Origin of the sequence: Streptomyces alkaliphilus, assembly GCF_014141535.1 — a bacterium.
Lineage (GTDB): Bacteria > Actinomycetota > Actinomycetes > Streptomycetales > Streptomycetaceae > Streptomyces > Streptomyces alkaliphilus.
The window spans coordinates 1-17182 of the sequence record NZ_VKHT01000019.1; the positions used below are offsets into that span (position 1 = coordinate 1).

Genomic DNA, 17182 nt, shown 5'->3' on the forward strand with positions numbered 1-17182 from the left:
CCAGCGCGCGCTCCTGGTACGACGGGGAGGGAATCTCCAGCATCGCCCGAAGCAGTCCTGCCGCATACGTCTCGGTCACATTTCCCGATGGAGTGAAAGCCCAGTTCATCGCCGCATCCGATCCAGTGGATGACCCACGATGTGATTCGCGACATCCACCCGGGGAACCCCTCCACCGCGTCGGTCGAATGCGTCGAACAGCCTCTTCTCGTCCGCACCGACCCTGCTCGCAAGCACCGTGATTCCGCAGCCACCCGGGCGCTCTGGTGTCGCTGACACGTGACCTCCGTACTAGGACCACTGACCAACCCCGGACGGCACAACCGACCCGCCGCACGGAAAAGAAGCTACGAGCACATCGCCCACCGGGCGTCCGCGACAAGTTCAATCACCGGGACACACCCCGCTGACCCACCCCCGTACGGCTACAAGCTCCGATTACCCGGTGCCCGTCCATGCCGTGTCACGCTGGTCCGGATTCCGGAATCCGCCGGAGGAGTTCACGGCACACAGGAGTAGAGGGGGAAATCGTGGGACGCACACCGGAAAGGATCCCGGTACTGGCTTTGTGGAGCGCGCCGCGCTGCCGGTCCACCGCGTTCGCGCGGATGATGACCGAGCGCGACGACCATGCCGTCGTGCACGAACCGCTCTCCCGGGTGGTCGATTTCGGCGAGGTGGAGGTGGGTGACCGGATCGCGCACGACGAGCGGGGCGTGCTCACGGCGCTGCGCGCGATCGCCGCGTCCAAGCCGGTGTTCTTCAAGGACACGACGGACTTCCACTACCCGGCGCTCCTCGCCGACGAGGATTTCCTCGCGGCCGCGACCCACACGTTCATCATTCGCGATCCGGCCGAGGCCATCGCCTCTCACCACAAGCTGAACCCGGATCTCGGCCGCGACGAGATCGGCTTCGCGTGGCTGTACGAGATCTTCACCGCGGTGCAGGCCGCCACCGGAACCACACCGGTCGTGATCGACTCCGACGATCTGCTCGACCGCCCGGCCGAGACCGTGCGCATGTACTGCGAGGCGGTCGGCATCCCCTTCGTCCCGGAGGCGCTGAACTGGCAGCCGGGCATGCGCTCGGAGTGGCGGTCGACCGGTAGGTGGCACCAATCGACCAGCCGGACCGCCGGCTTCGAGCGCAGCTCGGGCGCGACGGCCGAGTCCGTCGCGGCGGACCCGAAACTGAGGGTCTACCGCGACTATCACATGCCGTACTACGAAAAGCTGCGTGCTGCCGCGCTGCGACCGTGAGCGTCCCACCAGGAATGATCAAAATGATCATCCGGAACGTGAACGGAACGGCGATTCGGGCAGGCAAGGTCATCGGGGCGTGGGCAGAAAGAATGACCGACGGCCCAACCCTCGGTACCCCTGGACTGTTGAGACTTGAGATGGTTCTTAGTGAGGCGGGTAACTTGACGGAGAATTTGGTACCCTCCACCAGAAGTGCATGGCATCAAAAAAAGGTGTTGCGTGACGCGTGCGACGTGATGGAAGCTTCGGTGTTCCCCGTCAGAAGCGGACTGTGTGAAACGGTCGATATCTCCGGTCATCGCAACAACACGGCTGTTTCCGCGGCAACGGAGACCAAGGCAGGTGAATTCAATGTGTGGAGGAATTCCTTCGCCGCCGAATACCTGCCCGCGGGCGGAAGTCTCGTCCACGTGGACGGCGTCCCCTTCCGGTTCCCCCCTCTCTGCGAAGGACCGGACAACGTCCGCTGCGCCGGCCAGTTCATCCGCGTCCCGGAGGGCCATTACGACTGGATCCACGTGCTGGCCGCGTCCGAGCGTCGCAGCGAGGACACCGTCCAGCTGAACTTCGCCGACGGTTCGGTCGACGCGGAAGCGCTTCGGGTCTCCGACTTCTGGGCGGCGCCCGCGTGGTTCGGCGAGATCAAGGCCTTCGAGAGCCTCGTCATGCACTATCCGCACCACGTGCAGCGCGGCATCCCCGCGGTCATGTGGGCCCAGCGGATCCCTGTGACCCGGCGCACCGGCCTCACCGGCATCCTGCTGCCCCGCAACGTCGCGGTGCATGTCTTCGCCCTCACCCTGCAGCGGACGGAGTCCTGACATGACCGTCGAGGCGACAGCACGCACATACACGATCACCGGTCCTGAGCCCGAGCTCTGGTATCGCGACCTCATCAGCTGCCTGCAGGCCACGTGTGGTTCGATGCTGGCTCGCGAGGGAGCCGACCCGCTGGCCGTACTCGGCGCGGGGTGGCAGTTCCTGCACCTGCCGGGTGACGTCAGGTCCGAGGAGTTCTACTACCCCTGTGTCGAAGGGCAGTTGGGCCGCGCCCTTGCCCCGCACCACGACCTGAGTGCCCGCTGGTGGCAGCCCGCCGACGAGGGTGACGTGTGGCGCGAGGTGCGCGAGCGGCTGGCCGACGACCGGCTCGTCATCGCCGCCGTGGACAATTTCCACCTGCCCTTCAGGCCCGCGTACGGGGATGTGCACGCCGCGCACCTCGTGGTGATCTACGGCCTGGACGAGACGCGTGGCGTGGTCCATGTCTCGGACGCGATGCCGCCCGCCTTCCGTGGCGCCGTGCCCATCGAGGAGTTCCTGCGCAGCTGGGGCTCGGCCAATCCGACCGACGCGCAGGATGCCTTCTTCAGTGACTCGGAGATCGGCCGGCGCTGCCTCGATGTCAGCCTCGGCGCACAACCGGCCTCCCTGACACCGGAGTTGCTGGGCGGCTATCTGCGCACCGACATCGAGGGCTTCACCACGGAGACCTCCGCCCGTACCGGGCTCGCCGGCTACGACGCGTTCGTCGGGGAACTGATGGAGCGGTGCCGGGCGGGAGACACGGGCGTGCTGCGCGATCTGTACCCGTTCGGCTGGGCCATGCAGGCGCAGGCCTCGCTCCACGGCGAACTGCTGCGCCGCTGCGGCCGCGACTGGGACGACGCGGTGCTCGCCGGGGCGGGCCGCGCGGTCGAGACCGTCGCCCACGCGTGGACCGGGCTGCGGTTCACCGGCGCGCACGGCCACGGCGACCCGCGTGCGGTCGCGCCCGACATCGAGCACCATGCCACGCTGCTGCGCGCCGCCTACGCGCGCGCGGTCGACGCTGTCGTCGCGGCGGCGGCGCGGCTGTGAACGTACCTGGACCGACCTCCGTGACCGAGCGGACTGGAGAGTGATGAGCAAGCTGGCAGCGTTCGGCGGTACGGCGACCGTGCCGAGGGACTGGCGCCATGTGCAGTGGCCGCTGATCGAGGACGAGGACCGCAAGGCCGTCCTCGACGCACTCGACGGCCCGCGCCTGGTGTCCGACACCGATGGTGTGAACGCGGTGTCCCGACTCGAGGAGGACTGGGCCCGCCGCTTCGGCCACGAGGCCTGCGTCGCGGTGTCCAGCGGCACGGCGGCCCTGGCCCTCGCCCTTGCCGCGCTGGGCATCGGTCCCGGTGACGAGGTGATCGTGCCCGCGTTCAGCTTCATCGCCACCGGGCTCGCCCCCGTGCACCAGATGGCGGTACCGGTCTTCGCCGACATAGACCCGGTCACCTTCAACATCGACCCGGATGATGTCGAGCGCCGGATCACCCCCCGGACCAAGGCGATCATCCCCGTTCATCTGCACGGCGCGCCCGCCGACATGGACCGGCTCACCGCGATCGCCCGCAGGTACGACCTCGCGATCGTCGAGGATGCCGCCCAGGCTCCCGGCGCGACCCACCGCGGACGCCCGGTCGGCGCGATCGGTGAGGCGGGCGCCTTCAGCCTTCAGGTCAGCAAGAACATCCCGACCTGCGGCGAGGGCGGCCTGTTGGTCACCCGGGACGCCGAACTGGCCGCCAGGATGCGCCGCGGACGGCAGTTCGGCGAGGACATCGATGCCGGCCGGGACCGCGACTACATCTCGTACGGCTTGGGCTGGAACTACAAGATGAACGCCCTCCAGGCCGCGTTCACCCTCGCGCAACTCGACCGGTTCGACGCCTACGAGCGGGCCCGGCAGGAGAACGTCACCGGCTTCCTCGCACGCCTGGCCGAGTTGCCGGGCCTGACGGTGCCGACCGCGCTGCCGGGCACCACCCACGCCTGGCACATCCTGCGCTTCCGCTTCGACCCCGCCGCGTTCGGCCTCGACGGTGTGCGGCCCGAGGCGCTGCGCTCGGCCCTGCGGCGGCTGCTGCGCGCCGAGGGGGTGCCGATGTCGCAGTACCAGCTGATTCCGCTGCCCGACCAGAAGGTCTTCTCGGACCGCGTCGGCTTCGGTTCCGGCTACCCGTGGTCCGTGACCGGCGCGCCCGGCACGACCGCGGGTGAGGACTACCCGGTGACCCGGGCGGTCATCGCCGACTCGCTCACGGTGCAGAAGCGCCATCTGCACCCGGGCGCCGGCGAACTGCTCGACCTGTACGCCGACGCCTTCGAGAAGGTGTGGGCGAACAGGGACATGGTGGCCACGCTCGCGAAGGCGGCCTCATGACCGTCCTCCGGGCACAGGAGCGGGACACCCTGGACGCGGTCGCCGCACGCATCCGGGCCCACGTCGTCGACATGTGCGCAGGGCCCGAGGGCGGCCACCTCGGCGGCGCGTTCTCCAGCGCCGACATCCTCGCCGCCCTGTACTTCTCGGTGCTGAACGTGGACCCGCGGCGGCCGGACGACCCGGGCCGCGACCGCTTCCTGCTCAGCAAGGGCCATGCCGCCGTCGGTCTCTACGCGACGCTGGCCGAGAGGGGCTTCTTCCCGGTCGGGGAACTCGCCGGATACGGCCGCCCCGGCAGCAGGCTGATGGGCCATCCGGTCCGCGCGGTGCCCGGTGTGGAGATGCCGACCGGTTCGCTCGGTCACGGACTCGCGCTGGGCTGCGGGTTCGCGCTGGCCGCCCGGTACGCCGACCGGGACGCGCGCACCTTTGTCCTGCTCGGCGACGGCGAGCTCCAGGAGGGCTCGGTGTGGGAGGCGGCCATCGCGGCCGCGTCGCTGCGCCTCGACCGGCTGGTGGCGGTGGTGGACCGCAACGGCCTTCAGCTGACCGGCGCCACCGAGGGCATCGCGCCGATGGAACCGCTGGCCGACCGCTGGCGGAGTTTCGGCTGGGCGGTCCGCGACGTGGACGGCCATGACCCGGGCGGACTTGCGGACCATCTCGACGCCGCGCCGTGGGAACCGGGCAAACCGAGCGTGCTGATCGCTCGCACGGTCAAGGGCCAGGGCCTGCCGTTCCTCGCCGGCCGCAGCGCCAGTCACTACGTGAGCCTGTCACCGCGCAATCACGCCCGGGCGGTCCGCGCACTGCACGCCATGGAGGCCACCGGATGAGCCGCGCGACCCGAGAGGCGTACCGGGACCGTCTGCTTCCCCTGCTGCACCGATATCCCGAACTGATGTGCCTGGACTCCGACACCGGGCTGTTCAACGCCGACTACGCGGTGGCGGCCGGCGACCAGTACCTCAACCTCGGCATCGCCGAGCACAATCTGATGGGCATGGCTGCCGGAATGGCCGCGAGCGGGCGGATCCCGTTCGTCAACACGATGGCCGCCTTCGCCACGTCCCGGGCACTGGAAGCGGTCAAGATCGACATCGCCTACAACGGGCTGCCCGTCCGCATCATGGCCACGCACGGCGGTCTCGCCGCGGGCCACCTCGGACCGACGCACCAGGCATTGGAAGACCTCGCCGTGATGCGGGTACTGCCCGGAATGACCGTGGTGGTGCCTGCCGACGCCGCCGCCACCGAGGCGTTCGTCGAGCAGAGCCCGAACGTGGCCGGACCGCTCTACGTCCGGCTCGGTCGCAAACCGACCCCGGCACTGCCGGTGACGGCCCCGCCACCCGTCATCGGGCAGGCGCAGACCCTTCGGCAGGGCGGCGACCTGGTGCTCGCCGCCTGCGGTCCCTACCCGGTGCTCGCCTGCCTCGCGGCGGCGGAGGTCCTCGCCGGACAGGGCATCGGGGCCACCGTGCTGAACATGCACACCCTGTGCCCGTTCGATACGGAGGCCCTGGTGGCCGCGGCCCGGCCCGCCTCGCTCGTGGTGACGCTGGAAGAGCACTGGCGCAGCGGCGGCCTCGGTGGCGCGGTGGCCGAGACACTGGCGGAGGAGGCACCCACCCGGGTGCTGAGGCTCGGCATGCCCGACAAGTTCGTCGACGAGGTGGGCAACCAGGAACACCTCGTCGCACATTACGACCTCACCGCGGAGCGGGTCGTGAGGGCGGTCCGTACGGCCCTCGACACGACGGCCCGCTCCGGGAGGACCGATCGGAAGGAATACGTCCCATGACCATGACCACGACCGAGACCGTGGCCTCCGGGCAGGCCTGCCCGGAGTGCGAGGAGCAGGTGCAGATCAGCGATTCGGTACGGCTCAACGAGATCCTGGAGTGCGGGGGCTGCCGCAGCGAACTGGAGATCGTGGCGCTGAACCCCACGATGCTCGCTCTCGCGCCGGAGGTCGAAGAGGACTGGGGCGAATAGTCGGTTCCGAGTCGACGTCGAAACCGGGCTCCGCACTCGGCTTCCACACGGTCGACGACGCGGCAGGACCCGGTCCTCCAGCGGCAGGCCTTCGGAGCCGGCCCCGAGGACCGGGTCCGCCTCCCCGGAGCCGGCACGTCCCTCGGGCACCGCATACGGGATCACCGGACACCCACGGGAGAGAACGGCTGTCGACATTTGTGGAAGCATGCCCATCACGGGCACAACAACAGCACTCCGCATGGGCACCGAAGCGGGCGATATGAGCGAGGTGCACATATGGGTGCTGCGGATTCCGGCCGGCGTCACGGAGTCCTCGCTCAACCCGTCCGTTCTGGACGAGCGGGAACGCCGTCGCATGGCGGCCTTCATCCACGGCCGTGACCGTACGCTCTACGGGTTTGCCCACGTGGCGCTCCGTACGGCCCTGTCCGGCCTGACCGGCGTGGCACCCGATGCGCTTCGCTTCACCCGCGCCCCCTGTCCATGCTGTCGGGAGCCGCACGGGCGGCCCGTACTGACCTCGGCCTCCACGGAATTCTCCCTCTCCCACAGCCAGGATCTGGTACTGATCGGAGTCGCACCCGTCGCGATCGGCATCGACGCGGAACCCATGCCGGAGCCCGAGGTCGCGGAGCAGCTGGCGCCACTGCTGCACCCGTCGGAATGCGCGGACGTCGAGGCCGCGGCTCCGGAAGACCGGTCGGCGGTCTTCGCCCGCCTGTGGGCCCGCAAGGAGGCCTATCTCAAGGGCCTGGGCACCGGCCTCGGCCGCGGCCTCGCGGCGGACGACGTACGCGGCGACCTTCCGGGGTGGCGCCTCACCGACCTGCCCCTGGCAACCGGTTACGCCGCTGCCGTCGCGGTGAATTCCCCGAATTCCCGCACGCTCCGCATTCACCGTGCCCTTCCGACGTACTCGGACACGGGAGCTACGGACAGCTGATCCGCGGTGTTGTCGCCGGGCGGCGAGGGGGCGGCGAGTTCGGACACGCGAACGGCCACCGCGGGACACAATTCGCACACCGGACCGACGGTGAGTGGTCGTCACCCCGCGCCCCGGCATCCGGCCGACTGTTTATGCTCACACCCATGGCACTCGAATGGGAACAGATCACCGTCGACTCCTTTGACCCCATCTCCCTCGGGCAGTGGTGGGCCGCGGCTCTCGGCTGGGTCGTGGTCGACGAAACCGAGGAGATCATCGAGATCCGGCCCGAGCCGGACCGGATGCCGGGGCTGCTCTTCGTCCCCGTACCCGAGGGCAAGGTGGCGAAGAACCGGCTCCATCCCGACTTCCGTCCCGATGACCACGAGGCCGAGGTCGACCGGCTGGTCTCCCTCGGTGCCCGGCGCGCCGGCCCCGTGCAGGAAGGACAGCACTGGGTGACCCTCTTCGATCCGGAGGGCAACGAATTCTGCGTCCTGTCCGAGCCGAGGAGCTGAGCCCGACCGGTCACCCGGTCGAGCGAAGATGCCTGACGGTTTCGCCCACGCGCGGCCCGGGGGCGTGGACCGTATCCGCCGCACCGGGGCGCGGCAGTCGTGACCGCCGAGGGTCTTTCCGGGGGTCCGGTCCGCGCCCGGCGGCGCCCTCGGCCCCTGACCGGCTCGGCCCCTGACCGGCTCGGCCCCTGACCGGCTCGGCCCCTGACCGGCAGGCCGTGGCGGCGCGGCACCCGGCGCTCCAGCGGGCTGAGGATCAGGCGGTCGATGGCGATGCCGACGATCAGGATGAGGATGATCGCGAGGAAGATGCCCGGCATGTCCGCGTTCTTCCCCGCGGTGAGCCACGGGAACAGCGTGTGCTCCCGGAACATCGGCGCGGGCCGGCCGCCCGGCGTCTCGATGGTCCCCGCGGTCGGCCGGTCGAGGCCCGCCGCCGGGTGGAAAGGCCGCCCGCACGTCGATGACCCTCAGAAGTCCCAACCCTCCCCGCCCGCCGTGAACGCGTCCTCGGCGGCGACGAAGGAGTCGCCCGCCATGCAGGCCGCGAGCGTGGTGCCGTCCGCCGGGTCGATCAGGAGGAAGGAACCGGTGCGGCGCGAGTCGGCGTAGGGGTCGAGCGCGAGCGGCTCGGCGGTGCGCACCTTGATCCGGCCGATGTCGTTGGCGACCAGCTGCCCGGGGTCCGGGTGGTGGGAGAGGTCGTCCAGGGTGAGCCGGGACGGGATCTCCTGGACGATCGCCTTGACGGTGCGGGTGGTGTGCTTGAGCAGCACCCGCTGACCGATCGTCAGGGGTCGGTCGGCGACGTGGCAGACGGTCGCCTCGACGTCCTGCGTGGTGGCGGGCGCGTCACCGGTCGGCACGATCAGATCGCCGCGCGAGACGTCGATGTCGTCCTCCAGGAGGAGGGTGACCGACTGCGGCGTCCAGGCCATCTCCACGGACCGGCCGAGCAGGTCGATCCCGGAGACCTTGGACGTACGGCCCGAGGGCAGTACGGTCACCGGCTCGCCGACCCGGAGGGTACCGGCCGCGATCTGGCCGGCGTAGCCCCGGTAGTCGGGGCGCTCGGCGGTCTGCGGGCGGATCACGTACTGCACGGGAAGGCGCGCGTGGTGGGAGGTCACGTCCTGGCTGACCGGGACCGTCTCCAGGTGCTCCAGAACGGTTGGACCGCCGTACCAGTCCATATGGGCGGACGGCTCCACCACGTTGTCGCCGGCCAGGGCCGAGATCGGGATCGCGGTGATCTCGGGCACGCCCAGCTCGCTCGCGTACGCCGTGAATTCCTCGATGATCGCGGCGAAGACCGTCTCCCGGTAGGCCACCAGGTCCATCTTGTTGACGGCGAGCACCACGTGCGGGACACGGAGCAGGGCGGCGACCGCCGCGTGCCTGCGGGTCTGCTCGATGACGCCGTTGCGGGCGTCGACCAGGACCATGGCGAGGTCGGCGGTGGAGGCGCCGGTCACCATGTTGCGGGTGTACTGCACGTGTCCGGGGGTGTCGGCCAGGATGAACCGGCGCCGGGCGGTGGCGAAGTAGCGGTGGGCCACGTCGATGGTGATGCCCTGCTCGCGCTCGGCCCGCAGGCCGTCGGTGAGCAGCGCCAGGTCGGGCCCGTCCCGGCCCCGCCTGCGCGAAGCCTCCTCGATGGCCGACGCCTGGTCGGCAAGAACGGACTTGGTGTCGTACAGCAGCCGTCCGACCAAGGTGGACTTGCCGTCGTCGACCGAGCCGCAGGTGGCCAGCCGCAGCAGGCCGCCCGGAAGCCGGTCGGGCGCATCACTCGGAACGACCTTGTCCGTGACGCCCGTTGTCATATCTAGAAGTACCCTTCTCGCTTGCGGTCCTCCATGGCGGCCTCGGACAGCCGGTCGTCGGCCCTGCTCGCACCGCGCTCGGTGACCCGGCTCGCCGCGAGCTCCGTGATCACGGCGCCCACCGTCGAGGCCGAGGAGTCGATCGCGCCGGTGCAGGACATGTCGCCGACCGTCCGGTAGCGGACCCGGCGCTCGCACAGGGACTCACCGTCCCGGGGGCCGCCCCACGCACCGGACGCCAACCACATGCCGTCGCGCCGGAACACCTGGCGCCGGTGCGCGAAGTAGATCTCCGGCAATTCGATTTCTTCCCGCTCGATGTACTGCCAGACGTCCAGCTCGGTCCAGTTGGACAGGGGGAAGACCCGGACGTGCTCGCCCGGCTGGTGGTGGCCGTTGTACAGCTGCCACAGCTCGGGCCGCTGCCGGCGCGGGTCCCAGCCGCCGAACCCGTCCCGCAGGCTGAACACCCGCTCCTTGGCACGCGCCTTCTCCTCGTCCCGCCTTCCGCCGCCGAACACCGCGCCGAAGCGGCCGGCACGGACCGCGTCGAGCAGTGGAACGGTCTGCAGTGGATTGCGGGTGCCGTCGGGGCGCTCGCGGAGCCTTCCGTCGTCGATGTACGCCTGCACGGACGCCACATCGAGGTGGAGGCCGTACCGCTCGACGACGTGGTCGCGGTAGGCGATCACCTCGGGGAAGTTGTGGCCGGTGTCCACGTGCAGCAGCGAGAACGGCAGCGGCGCGGGGGCGAACGCCTTGAGCGCCACGTGCAGCATGACGATCGAGTCCTTGCCGCCGGAGAACAGCAGCGTCGACCGGTCGAACTCCCCCGCCACCTCGCGGAAGATATGGGCCGCCTCGGCTTCCAGCGCTTCGAGGTGAGTCATCGGGGGCGGCACCGGAGTGTGCCGCGGGCCGGTGGGCACGGCCGGGGTCACCACGGTCATGACAGACCTCGCTCGGTGAGCACCGCGTGCACCTGCCGGACCGACTCCTCGACGGTCCGGTCCTGCGTGTGGATACGGAGGTCGGGGGCGACCGGCGCCTCGTAGGGGTCGTCCGCGCCGGTGAGGCCGCTGATCTCGCCCGCGGCCTGCCGGGCGTAGAGGCTCTTTACGTCCCGGTCCGCGCAGATCTCCACCGGAGTCGCCACGTGCACCTCCACATAGGGGACGCCCTGTGCGGCGTGCTGGTCCCGCACGGCCTCCCGCGACATCGCGTAGGGAGCGATGACCGGCACCAACACGGTGACACCGTGCGCGGCGAGCAGCCCGGACACGTAGCCGATCCGGCGGACGTTGGTGTCCCGGTCCTCCTTCGAGAAGCCCAGTTCCGCCGAGAGCGCCGCACGGATCTCGTCACCGTCGAGCACCTGCACCCGGTGCCCCCCGGCCCGCAGCCGCTCGGCGAGGCCCACCGCGATCGTGGTCTTGCCCGCACTCGGCAGCCCGGTCAGCCAGACCGTGCCGCCCTGCCACACGGCTGGTTTGTCCTTCGGTTCGGTCATGCGCGGATCTCCGTTTCGCGTGTGCCGGGGACCGGCTCCTCGGCGGGGGCGATACGCACGGTGGTGCCGGCTCCTGCGAGTGCCCGGCTGACGGGGGCGGGGGAGCGTCCGTCAGCGATGCGCACGGTGCCGACTCCGCCGGTGAGTGCTTCACGTGCGGCGATGAGCTTGAGCGCCATGCCGCCGGTGGCGGAGCGGTCGGGCGGACCGGTCGGGGATATGCGATGGGTGCTCTGCACGCTGGTGGGGTCGTCGGGGTCGGCGAGTACGCCGGGTGCCCCGGTGAGCAGCAGCAGCCGGTCGGCGCCGAGTGCGACGGCGAGCGCCGCCGCGGCGCGGTCGGCGTCGACGTTGACCGGGTGGTCGTGCTCGTCGATGGCGGGTGGCGAGACGACCGGGACGTAGCCGAGACGCAGCAGCGCTTGGGGCAGTTCGGTGCGGACCGTGGTGATCCGGCCGCTGTGGTTGTCACGGATCAGCACGGTACGGCCGTCGACGACGGAGCGGATGACGGACTTGCGGCGGGCGCGGAGCATGCCGCCGTCCATGCCGGTGAGTCCGACCGCGGGCACCTCGTGGCGGGCGAGTTCCGCGACCAGTGCGGGTTTGACCGCGCCGGCCAGCGCGAGGACGACCACGTCGAGCGTGGCCGGGTCGGTGTAGCGCGTGGAGACGTTGTCCGGGGCGACGAGGGTCCGCTGCGGGACGCCGAGTTCCCCGGCGAGCCGCTTGATCTCTCCGGAGCCTCCGTGGACCAGGACGATGGAGTGCCCCTCGCGGACGAGTCGGGCGATGTCCGCACAGACGCCCGCGGCGTCGACGGCCGGATTGCCGCCGCATTTGACGACGGTGAGTGGTGTAGTGGTCACGGTCTCTCCGGTGGGCGAGGGCTAGAGGGGGTGGAGGCCCGGGAAGGTGAGGCCGAAGGTCTCGGGCCAGCCCATGCGGATGTTGAGACACTGGACGGCGTTGCCCGCACCGCCCTTGACCAGGTTGTCGAGGGCGCCGATGGTGGTCAGGCGTCCGGTGTCCTCGTCGAGGGCGTAACCGACGTCGCAGTAGTTGGATCCCAGAAGGATCTTCGGGTCGGGGTAGCGGAAGATGCCGCGCTGGTGGGCGACGACACGTACGAAGGGTTCCCGGGCGTACTGCTCGCGGAAGGCCCGCCGGAGATCGGATTTGCCGACGCCGGGGCGCAAGGTGGTGTGAGCGATCGTCTGGACCCCGCGGACGGCCTCGACACCGGTGGCCGTCATCGCCGCGGGAATTCCCAGGTGTTGGGAGATCTCGGCCTCGTGGCGGTGGCCGGTGGGGGCGAACACGCGCATCGCGCCGCTGCGTTCGGCGTGCAGGTTCGCCGGACCGGCGGTGGAACCGGAGCCGCTTGAGCCGGTGCGGGCGTCGAGCTGGACGCCCGCCTCCGTGTCGATCAGTTCGTGCGCGACGAGCGGGTGGAGGGCGAGGACGCCGGCCGTGGCCATGCAGCCGGGCACGCTGATCAGGTCCGTGCCGCGCAGCCGCTCGCGGTGCAGTTCGGGCAGGCCGGGCACAAAGGCGTCCAGCAGATGCGGGGCCCGGTGTTCACTGCCGTAGTAGCGCTCGAAGACCTTCGTGTCGTTGAGGCGGAAGTCACCGGTCAGGTCGATGACGAGTTTGGCCCGCTGGGTCCAGTACTCGATCTGGGTCATCACAGCCCGGTGCGGCAGGGCCAGGAAGACCGCATCGCACTCGGCGACCTCGTCGGCGGAGCAGAACAGCATATCGGTGGAGGCCCGCAGATTCGGGTGCACCCCATCGACCCGCTTGCCGGGGAAACGCGAGGAGACCGCGCCCACCACCTCGACCTCGGGATGACCGATCAGTAGCCGCAACAATTCCCCGCCGATATAGCCGGCCGCGCCGGCCACCACCACCCGCATCACGCCTCCACCACGATCACCACAGGACCTCCGTAGAGAAAGTGCTCGACCAACCGGACGGCACATCCAAGCCATCACATGGAAATGCAACCTACGAACCCATCCGCATTCCACGCGTCCGCGACAGGCTCATCCACCACGACGATCCGGCTTACGCGAGGGTGGACCGGGTACGCGCAACGATTACTCCCGGGCGGCCCCGCGTTCACGAACCGCGGTGAGGCCGCCTCCAGGGCTCACCCCTGCGCGACGGATTCGTCCCGCGTAGTCGTCTCGCTTATTCGGTCCGGCCTCCGCGCGTGTCAGTATTGTTTTTCGCGCGTCATCAGAATTTCCTTTCCGAAAGCCTCCGGAGGCCCGTGACATGAAATCCGTGCTCGTCCTCTCCTGGATAGCCATCGGCAACGTGCCTGCCGCGGTCGCGGAGCTGCGGGCTCGCGATCTGCGACCGGTGCTGGTCTCCGGCCTGCCGGACGATCCCCATGCCGGCCTCTGCGACGACCACATCGTGTTCGACTGGGACAGCGAGGAGCTGTCGGCCCTCACGGCCCGGATCGGCGAGCGGGGCATCGAGCCGATCGCCGTCGTCAACATGGTCGAGAAGCTCATCGAGTGGAGCATCGCGCTCACCACGCATTACGGCCTTCCCGGTGGCGGTGCCGGCCGTGCCGTGCTGGCGAGCAAGACCCTGGTCAGGGAGCACATGCGTGCCCTGGGCCTGTCCGACATCAAGTTCTCCGGCGACCCGAGGTCGGTGGACTTCTTCCCCGCCATCGTCAAGCCCGCGCGGGAGTCGGCGGCCTCGTACATGGTCCAGCGGGTGGACGACCGGGACGAGCTGCTGGCCTACCTGAAGCACCTGGAGGAGTCCGGGGCGGGCGACGTGGAGCTGATCGCCGAGGAGTTCGTGCCCGGCACCGAGTTCTCCGTGGACGGTCCCGTGCTGAACGGCCGCTTCCACCCGCTCCTCGCGATCGAGAAGGCAGACCACAACGACGCCAAGCACCATGATGCGGGGCTCTCGTTCCACCCACCCCGGCAGAGTCACGTGCGGGACGGCGTGCGCGCCCTGTGCGAGGCGATCAACACGCTGTGCGCCGACCGGGGCCTGGACCAGATCTGGCTGCACTTCGAGGGCCGGAGCTCGCGGGACGGCCGGACCGAGCTCGTTGAGATCAACCCCCGGGCCGGCGGTTTTCACACGGGGGTCCCCGCGTCCATCCAGGCCCTCTACGGCATCGACGTGATCGCGGCGGTCGTCTCCATGGCGCTGGGCGAGTACGCGCCGCAGGAGCTGGGGCCGATGCGCGAGCAGCCGATGTTCGGCAACGTGGAGCTGGAGGCCGAGGAGATCGGCACGGTCGAGGCCGTCACCACCGAGGCGGACCTGCTCGCCCTGCCCGGCATCATCAGCGTGCGCCTGTCCGACGGTTACCGGGTGACCCAGCTGAACAAGGAGAACTTCTTCCTCTCGCTCACCCTCACCGCGGACTCCGTGGAGGAACTGCGGGAGCATGCGACGAAGGCGCTCGACACCTTCGAGTACCGCGTCAGGCCGTAACCGGCCCGCTCGACCGTACGGGAAGTCCGGTCCGCCACCCGCAAAGGTGGCGGACCGGACTTCATTCCGCGCCGGCCGGCTCGGCCGGTGTCCGCGGACGAAAGGTCAGCCGGCGCCGAGCAGGGTGGACGCGGTCAGGTGCTGCCGCATCAGCCCGACCACCGCGGCCTGCCGGGAGGACAGGTAGAAGTGGCCGCCGGAGAACACCTGGAGAGCGAAGGACCGCGCGGTGTGGTCCGCCCAGGCGGCGGCCTCGTCGAGGTCGACGCGGGGATCACGATCGCCGACCAGCGCCACGACAGGGCAGCGCAACGGCGGCCGCGGTCGGTAGCGGTAGGTCTCCACCGCCTCGTAGTCGCTGCGGATCGCCGGAAGGATCAGACGCAGCACGTCCGGATCGCTGAGCAGTTCGGCGTTGGTCCCGTCCAGTGCCGCGAGCTCGGCCACCAGCTGCTCGTCGGTGAAGCCGTGCACGTTGCGCGGAGGGCACCGGTGGGAGGGGGCCCGCCGCCCGGAGGCGAAGAGTGTCGCGACCGTGGTGCCCGCGTCCTCGAGGCGGCCGGCGATCTCGAAGGCCAGCATGGCGCCCATACTGTGCCCGAACAGGGCCAGCGGCCGGTCGTCCGTCCCTTCCGCCACGGCCTCGGTGATCCGGTCGGCCAGGGTGTGCAGCTCGGTGATGCCGGGCTCGTCATGGCGCTCCTGGCGGCCGGGGTACTGGACGCACACCACCTCGGCACTGCCCGAGAGCGCTTGTGAGAACGGGAAGTAGAAGCTCGCGGAGCCGCCCGCGTGGGGCAGGCACAGGAGCTGGACGGGGGCGTCGGGACAGGGATGGAAGCGGCGCAGCCACCGCTGCGTCGTGTTCGGGCTCATGGATCCCCCGGCCTTTCGATTGCGGTCCTCCTGCGCGGTCGTATGGTGGCTCGGACCAGCGGGGAGAGAAGGAATGTGTCGCGCCTGCCGAACCGGCCGTCCGCGTCGAGGCATGAGCAGTCCGCGCGGCGCGGACTGCTCCGCCGGTCGGCGTGGAGCACCCCGTTGAACGCGCCGTGCGCGGCGACGCGGTCACCGGATTTGACGCGTTCGTCGTACGGGCCTTCCGCGGCCGCGCGGAGTCGGCCTCCGCGCGGCCGGGCCCGGGCCCGGGGCCGCGGTCCGTGTCCGCATGCGTGCCCTTCCCTCAGGCGCAGTCCGCGGTCTCGCCGAGCGCGGTGTGCAGCTCGGCCAGAAGCTCCTCCGCCCGGGCGGTGGTGATCCCGTCCGCACGCCACTGCACGACGAGGTCCCAGGAGCCGTCCGGAGCCGGGATGGCCTCCAGTACCAGCTCGATGTCGGTGCTGGGCGCGCGCACCCGCACCGGCTCGACCGCCACGTGACCGCCTAGGCTGCCGTGCGGGGGCAACCCCTGAAGGACGACCCAGGCCTGGAAGAAGGGGTGACGGTCCCGGGGCGGCGCGAGGACGCGGACGACCTCGTCGAACGGGGTGTGTACGTGCTGGAGGTGCGACAGCACCCGGGCGGTCGCCCGGTCCAGGAGTTCCTCGGCGCTGCCGTCGTGCGTGGGCGAGAGCACCACGGCGAAGGGGTTGACGAAGTAGCCGACCACCGGCTCCAGGGCCGGGTCGAAGCGGCCCGCGGTCACCGAGCCCACCGCGAGCTCACCGGCGTCGAAGGTGCGGGCCAGGGCGCGAGTGGCGCCGGCGAGCAACGCCGCCAGGGCAGGGCCGCCGCGGCGGGCGGCGGCCTGCTCAAGCCGCCGCACGGTCTGCGCGTCGACCTTCAGGACCCGTTCGAGCCGGGCCGGCGAGCCGGTGTCCGCCCGCGCGGGAGCGGGCAGGAACGGTGCCGGGACCGCTGCCAGCTCCTCCTTCCAGAAGGGCAGATCGCGGCCGGCCCAGTCCGCGAGGCGGGTCGCTTCCCAGGTACTGAACTCCCCGTACGACAGCGCCGGTGCCGCCTCGTGCGTCCGGCCCTCCGACCGCGCCGCGTACGCGCGCGCCAGCTCGTCGACGAGCACCGACTCCGACCACCCGTCGAAGGCGATGTGGTGCACGTGGAGGCAGAGCAGGTGCCGGTCCTCGGCCAGGCGGCACAGCCGGACCCGCAGCGGGACCTCGTCCTCCAGCGAGAACGGCCTCGTCCACCAGTCGGCCGTTACCGCTTCGGCCACCTCCCGCATCCCCTCGGCACCGGGAGGTGTGACATGTTCCAGTACGGGGGCCGCGCCCGCGGGTGCGAGCACCTGCTGCCGGGGAGCCTCGTCGAGCCACGGGTAGATGGTGCGCAGCGCCGGATGGGCCACGACGACGTCGTTCAGGGCCGCCTGAAGCAGGTCGTGCCGAAGCGGTCCGGTGAGTGCGTAGGCCAGCACGATCATGTTGTCCGCGGATCCCGGGGCGCTCATCTCCGCAAGCCAGAAGCGCTGTTGGGCGCGGGAGAGCGGGGCTGGGGC

General features: G+C 70.4%; 17 protein-coding genes and 1 pseudogene. 10 read left to right on the forward strand and 8 right to left on the reverse strand.

Going from position 1 to position 17182, the window contains the following annotated elements; genetic code table 11:
• Positions 1-530: 530 nt before the first annotated feature.
• The 9 genes from FNQ90_RS01445 to FNQ90_RS01485 all read left to right on the forward strand — a co-directional run bounded on the left by FNQ90_RS01445 (position 531) and on the right by FNQ90_RS01485 (position 7911).
• Positions 531-1262: a sulfotransferase-like domain-containing protein gene (locus tag FNQ90_RS01445; protein WP_182604566.1), complete on the forward strand. Its 732-nt coding sequence runs from the start codon at positions 531-533 to the stop codon at positions 1260-1262.
• A 215-nt stretch (positions 1263-1477) separates the two neighbouring features.
• On the forward strand, positions 1478-2086 hold the full coding sequence (locus tag FNQ90_RS01450; RefSeq protein WP_323379723.1) for a hypothetical protein: 609 nt from the start codon (positions 1478-1480) through the stop codon (positions 2084-2086).
• Between the two features lies 1 nt (position 2087).
• Positions 2088-3125 (forward strand): BtrH N-terminal domain-containing protein, encoded by a 1038-nt coding sequence (locus FNQ90_RS01455; RefSeq protein ID WP_182604579.1) that lies wholly within the window; start codon positions 2088-2090, stop codon positions 3123-3125.
• Between the two features lie 43 nt (positions 3126-3168).
• Positions 3169-4464 (forward strand): DegT/DnrJ/EryC1/StrS family aminotransferase, encoded by a 1296-nt coding sequence (locus tag FNQ90_RS01460; RefSeq protein ID WP_182604567.1) that lies wholly within the window; start codon positions 3169-3171, stop codon positions 4462-4464.
• Positions 4461-5303, forward strand: coding sequence for a transketolase (locus FNQ90_RS01465; protein ID WP_182604568.1), 843 nt, complete (start codon positions 4461-4463; stop codon positions 5301-5303). The genes FNQ90_RS01460 and FNQ90_RS01465 overlap by 4 nt, the downstream gene beginning before the upstream one ends.
• Complete coding sequence (locus FNQ90_RS01470) at positions 5300-6271, forward strand: transketolase family protein (RefSeq protein WP_182604569.1); 972 nt, start codon at positions 5300-5302, stop codon at positions 6269-6271. The genes FNQ90_RS01465 and FNQ90_RS01470 overlap by 4 nt, the downstream gene beginning before the upstream one ends.
• Positions 6268-6465: a lysine biosynthesis protein LysW gene (locus tag FNQ90_RS01475; protein ID WP_407699294.1), complete on the forward strand. Its 198-nt coding sequence runs from the start codon at positions 6268-6270 to the stop codon at positions 6463-6465. Before FNQ90_RS01470 ends, FNQ90_RS01475 begins: the two co-directional genes overlap by 4 nt.
• 262 nt (positions 6466-6727) lie before the next feature.
• A complete protein-coding gene (locus FNQ90_RS01480; RefSeq protein WP_182604570.1) occupies positions 6728-7411 on the forward strand; it encodes a 4'-phosphopantetheinyl transferase family protein in 684 nt (227 codons plus the stop codon).
• A 146-nt stretch (positions 7412-7557) separates the two neighbouring features.
• Positions 7558-7911 (forward strand): VOC family protein, encoded by a 354-nt coding sequence (locus tag FNQ90_RS01485; protein ID WP_228470784.1) that lies wholly within the window; start codon positions 7558-7560, stop codon positions 7909-7911.
• A 317-nt stretch (positions 7912-8228) separates the two neighbouring features.
• On the opposite strand, the pseudogene FNQ90_RS26930 reads toward FNQ90_RS01485, so the two are convergent.
• From FNQ90_RS26930 to argC, 6 genes and pseudogenes are all read right to left on the reverse strand, one after another.
• Positions 8229-8381, reverse strand: a pseudogene (locus tag FNQ90_RS26930) (ABC transporter ATP-binding protein); the annotation flags it as partial.
• Complete coding sequence (locus FNQ90_RS01490; protein WP_182604572.1) at positions 8382-9737, reverse strand: sulfate adenylyltransferase subunit 1; 1356 nt, start codon at positions 9735-9737, stop codon at positions 8382-8384.
• 2 nt (positions 9738-9739) lie between these two features.
• The gene (gene cysD / locus FNQ90_RS01495) at positions 9740-10687 is read right to left on the reverse strand and encodes a sulfate adenylyltransferase subunit CysD (RefSeq protein ID WP_407699295.1); all 948 of its coding nucleotides are present in this window, start codon (positions 10685-10687) and stop codon (positions 9740-9742) included.
• Positions 10684-11247: an adenylyl-sulfate kinase gene (gene cysC / locus FNQ90_RS01500; RefSeq protein ID WP_182604574.1), complete on the reverse strand. Its 564-nt coding sequence runs from the start codon at positions 11245-11247 to the stop codon at positions 10684-10686. The genes cysD and cysC overlap by 4 nt, the downstream gene beginning before the upstream one ends.
• Positions 11244-12116, reverse strand: a complete 873-nt coding sequence (locus tag FNQ90_RS01505; protein WP_182604575.1) for a [LysW]-aminoadipate kinase — start codon at positions 12114-12116, stop codon at positions 11244-11246. The genes cysC and FNQ90_RS01505 overlap by 4 nt, the downstream gene beginning before the upstream one ends.
• Positions 12117-12137: 21 nt before the next feature.
• Positions 12138-13166, reverse strand: a complete 1029-nt coding sequence (gene argC, locus FNQ90_RS01510; protein WP_194432139.1) for an N-acetyl-gamma-glutamyl-phosphate reductase — start codon at positions 13164-13166, stop codon at positions 12138-12140.
• A 364-nt stretch (positions 13167-13530) separates the two neighbouring features.
• Between argC and FNQ90_RS01515 the strand changes: the two genes are divergently transcribed.
• Entirely contained in the window at positions 13531-14727 is a 1197-nt protein-coding gene (locus FNQ90_RS01515) for an ATP-grasp domain-containing protein (RefSeq protein WP_182604577.1), read from the forward strand.
• Positions 14728-14832: 105 nt separating this feature from the next.
• Here the strand turns inward: FNQ90_RS01515 and FNQ90_RS01520 are convergent, their stop codons facing one another.
• Both FNQ90_RS01520 and FNQ90_RS01525 read right to left on the reverse strand, forming a co-directional pair.
• Positions 14833-15603, reverse strand: a complete 771-nt coding sequence (locus FNQ90_RS01520; protein ID WP_182604578.1) for a thioesterase II family protein — start codon at positions 15601-15603, stop codon at positions 14833-14835.
• A gap of 307 nt (positions 15604-15910) precedes the next feature.
• On the reverse strand, positions 15911-17182 hold a 1272-nt coding region (locus FNQ90_RS01525; RefSeq protein WP_228470785.1), incomplete at its 5' end, for a condensation domain-containing protein.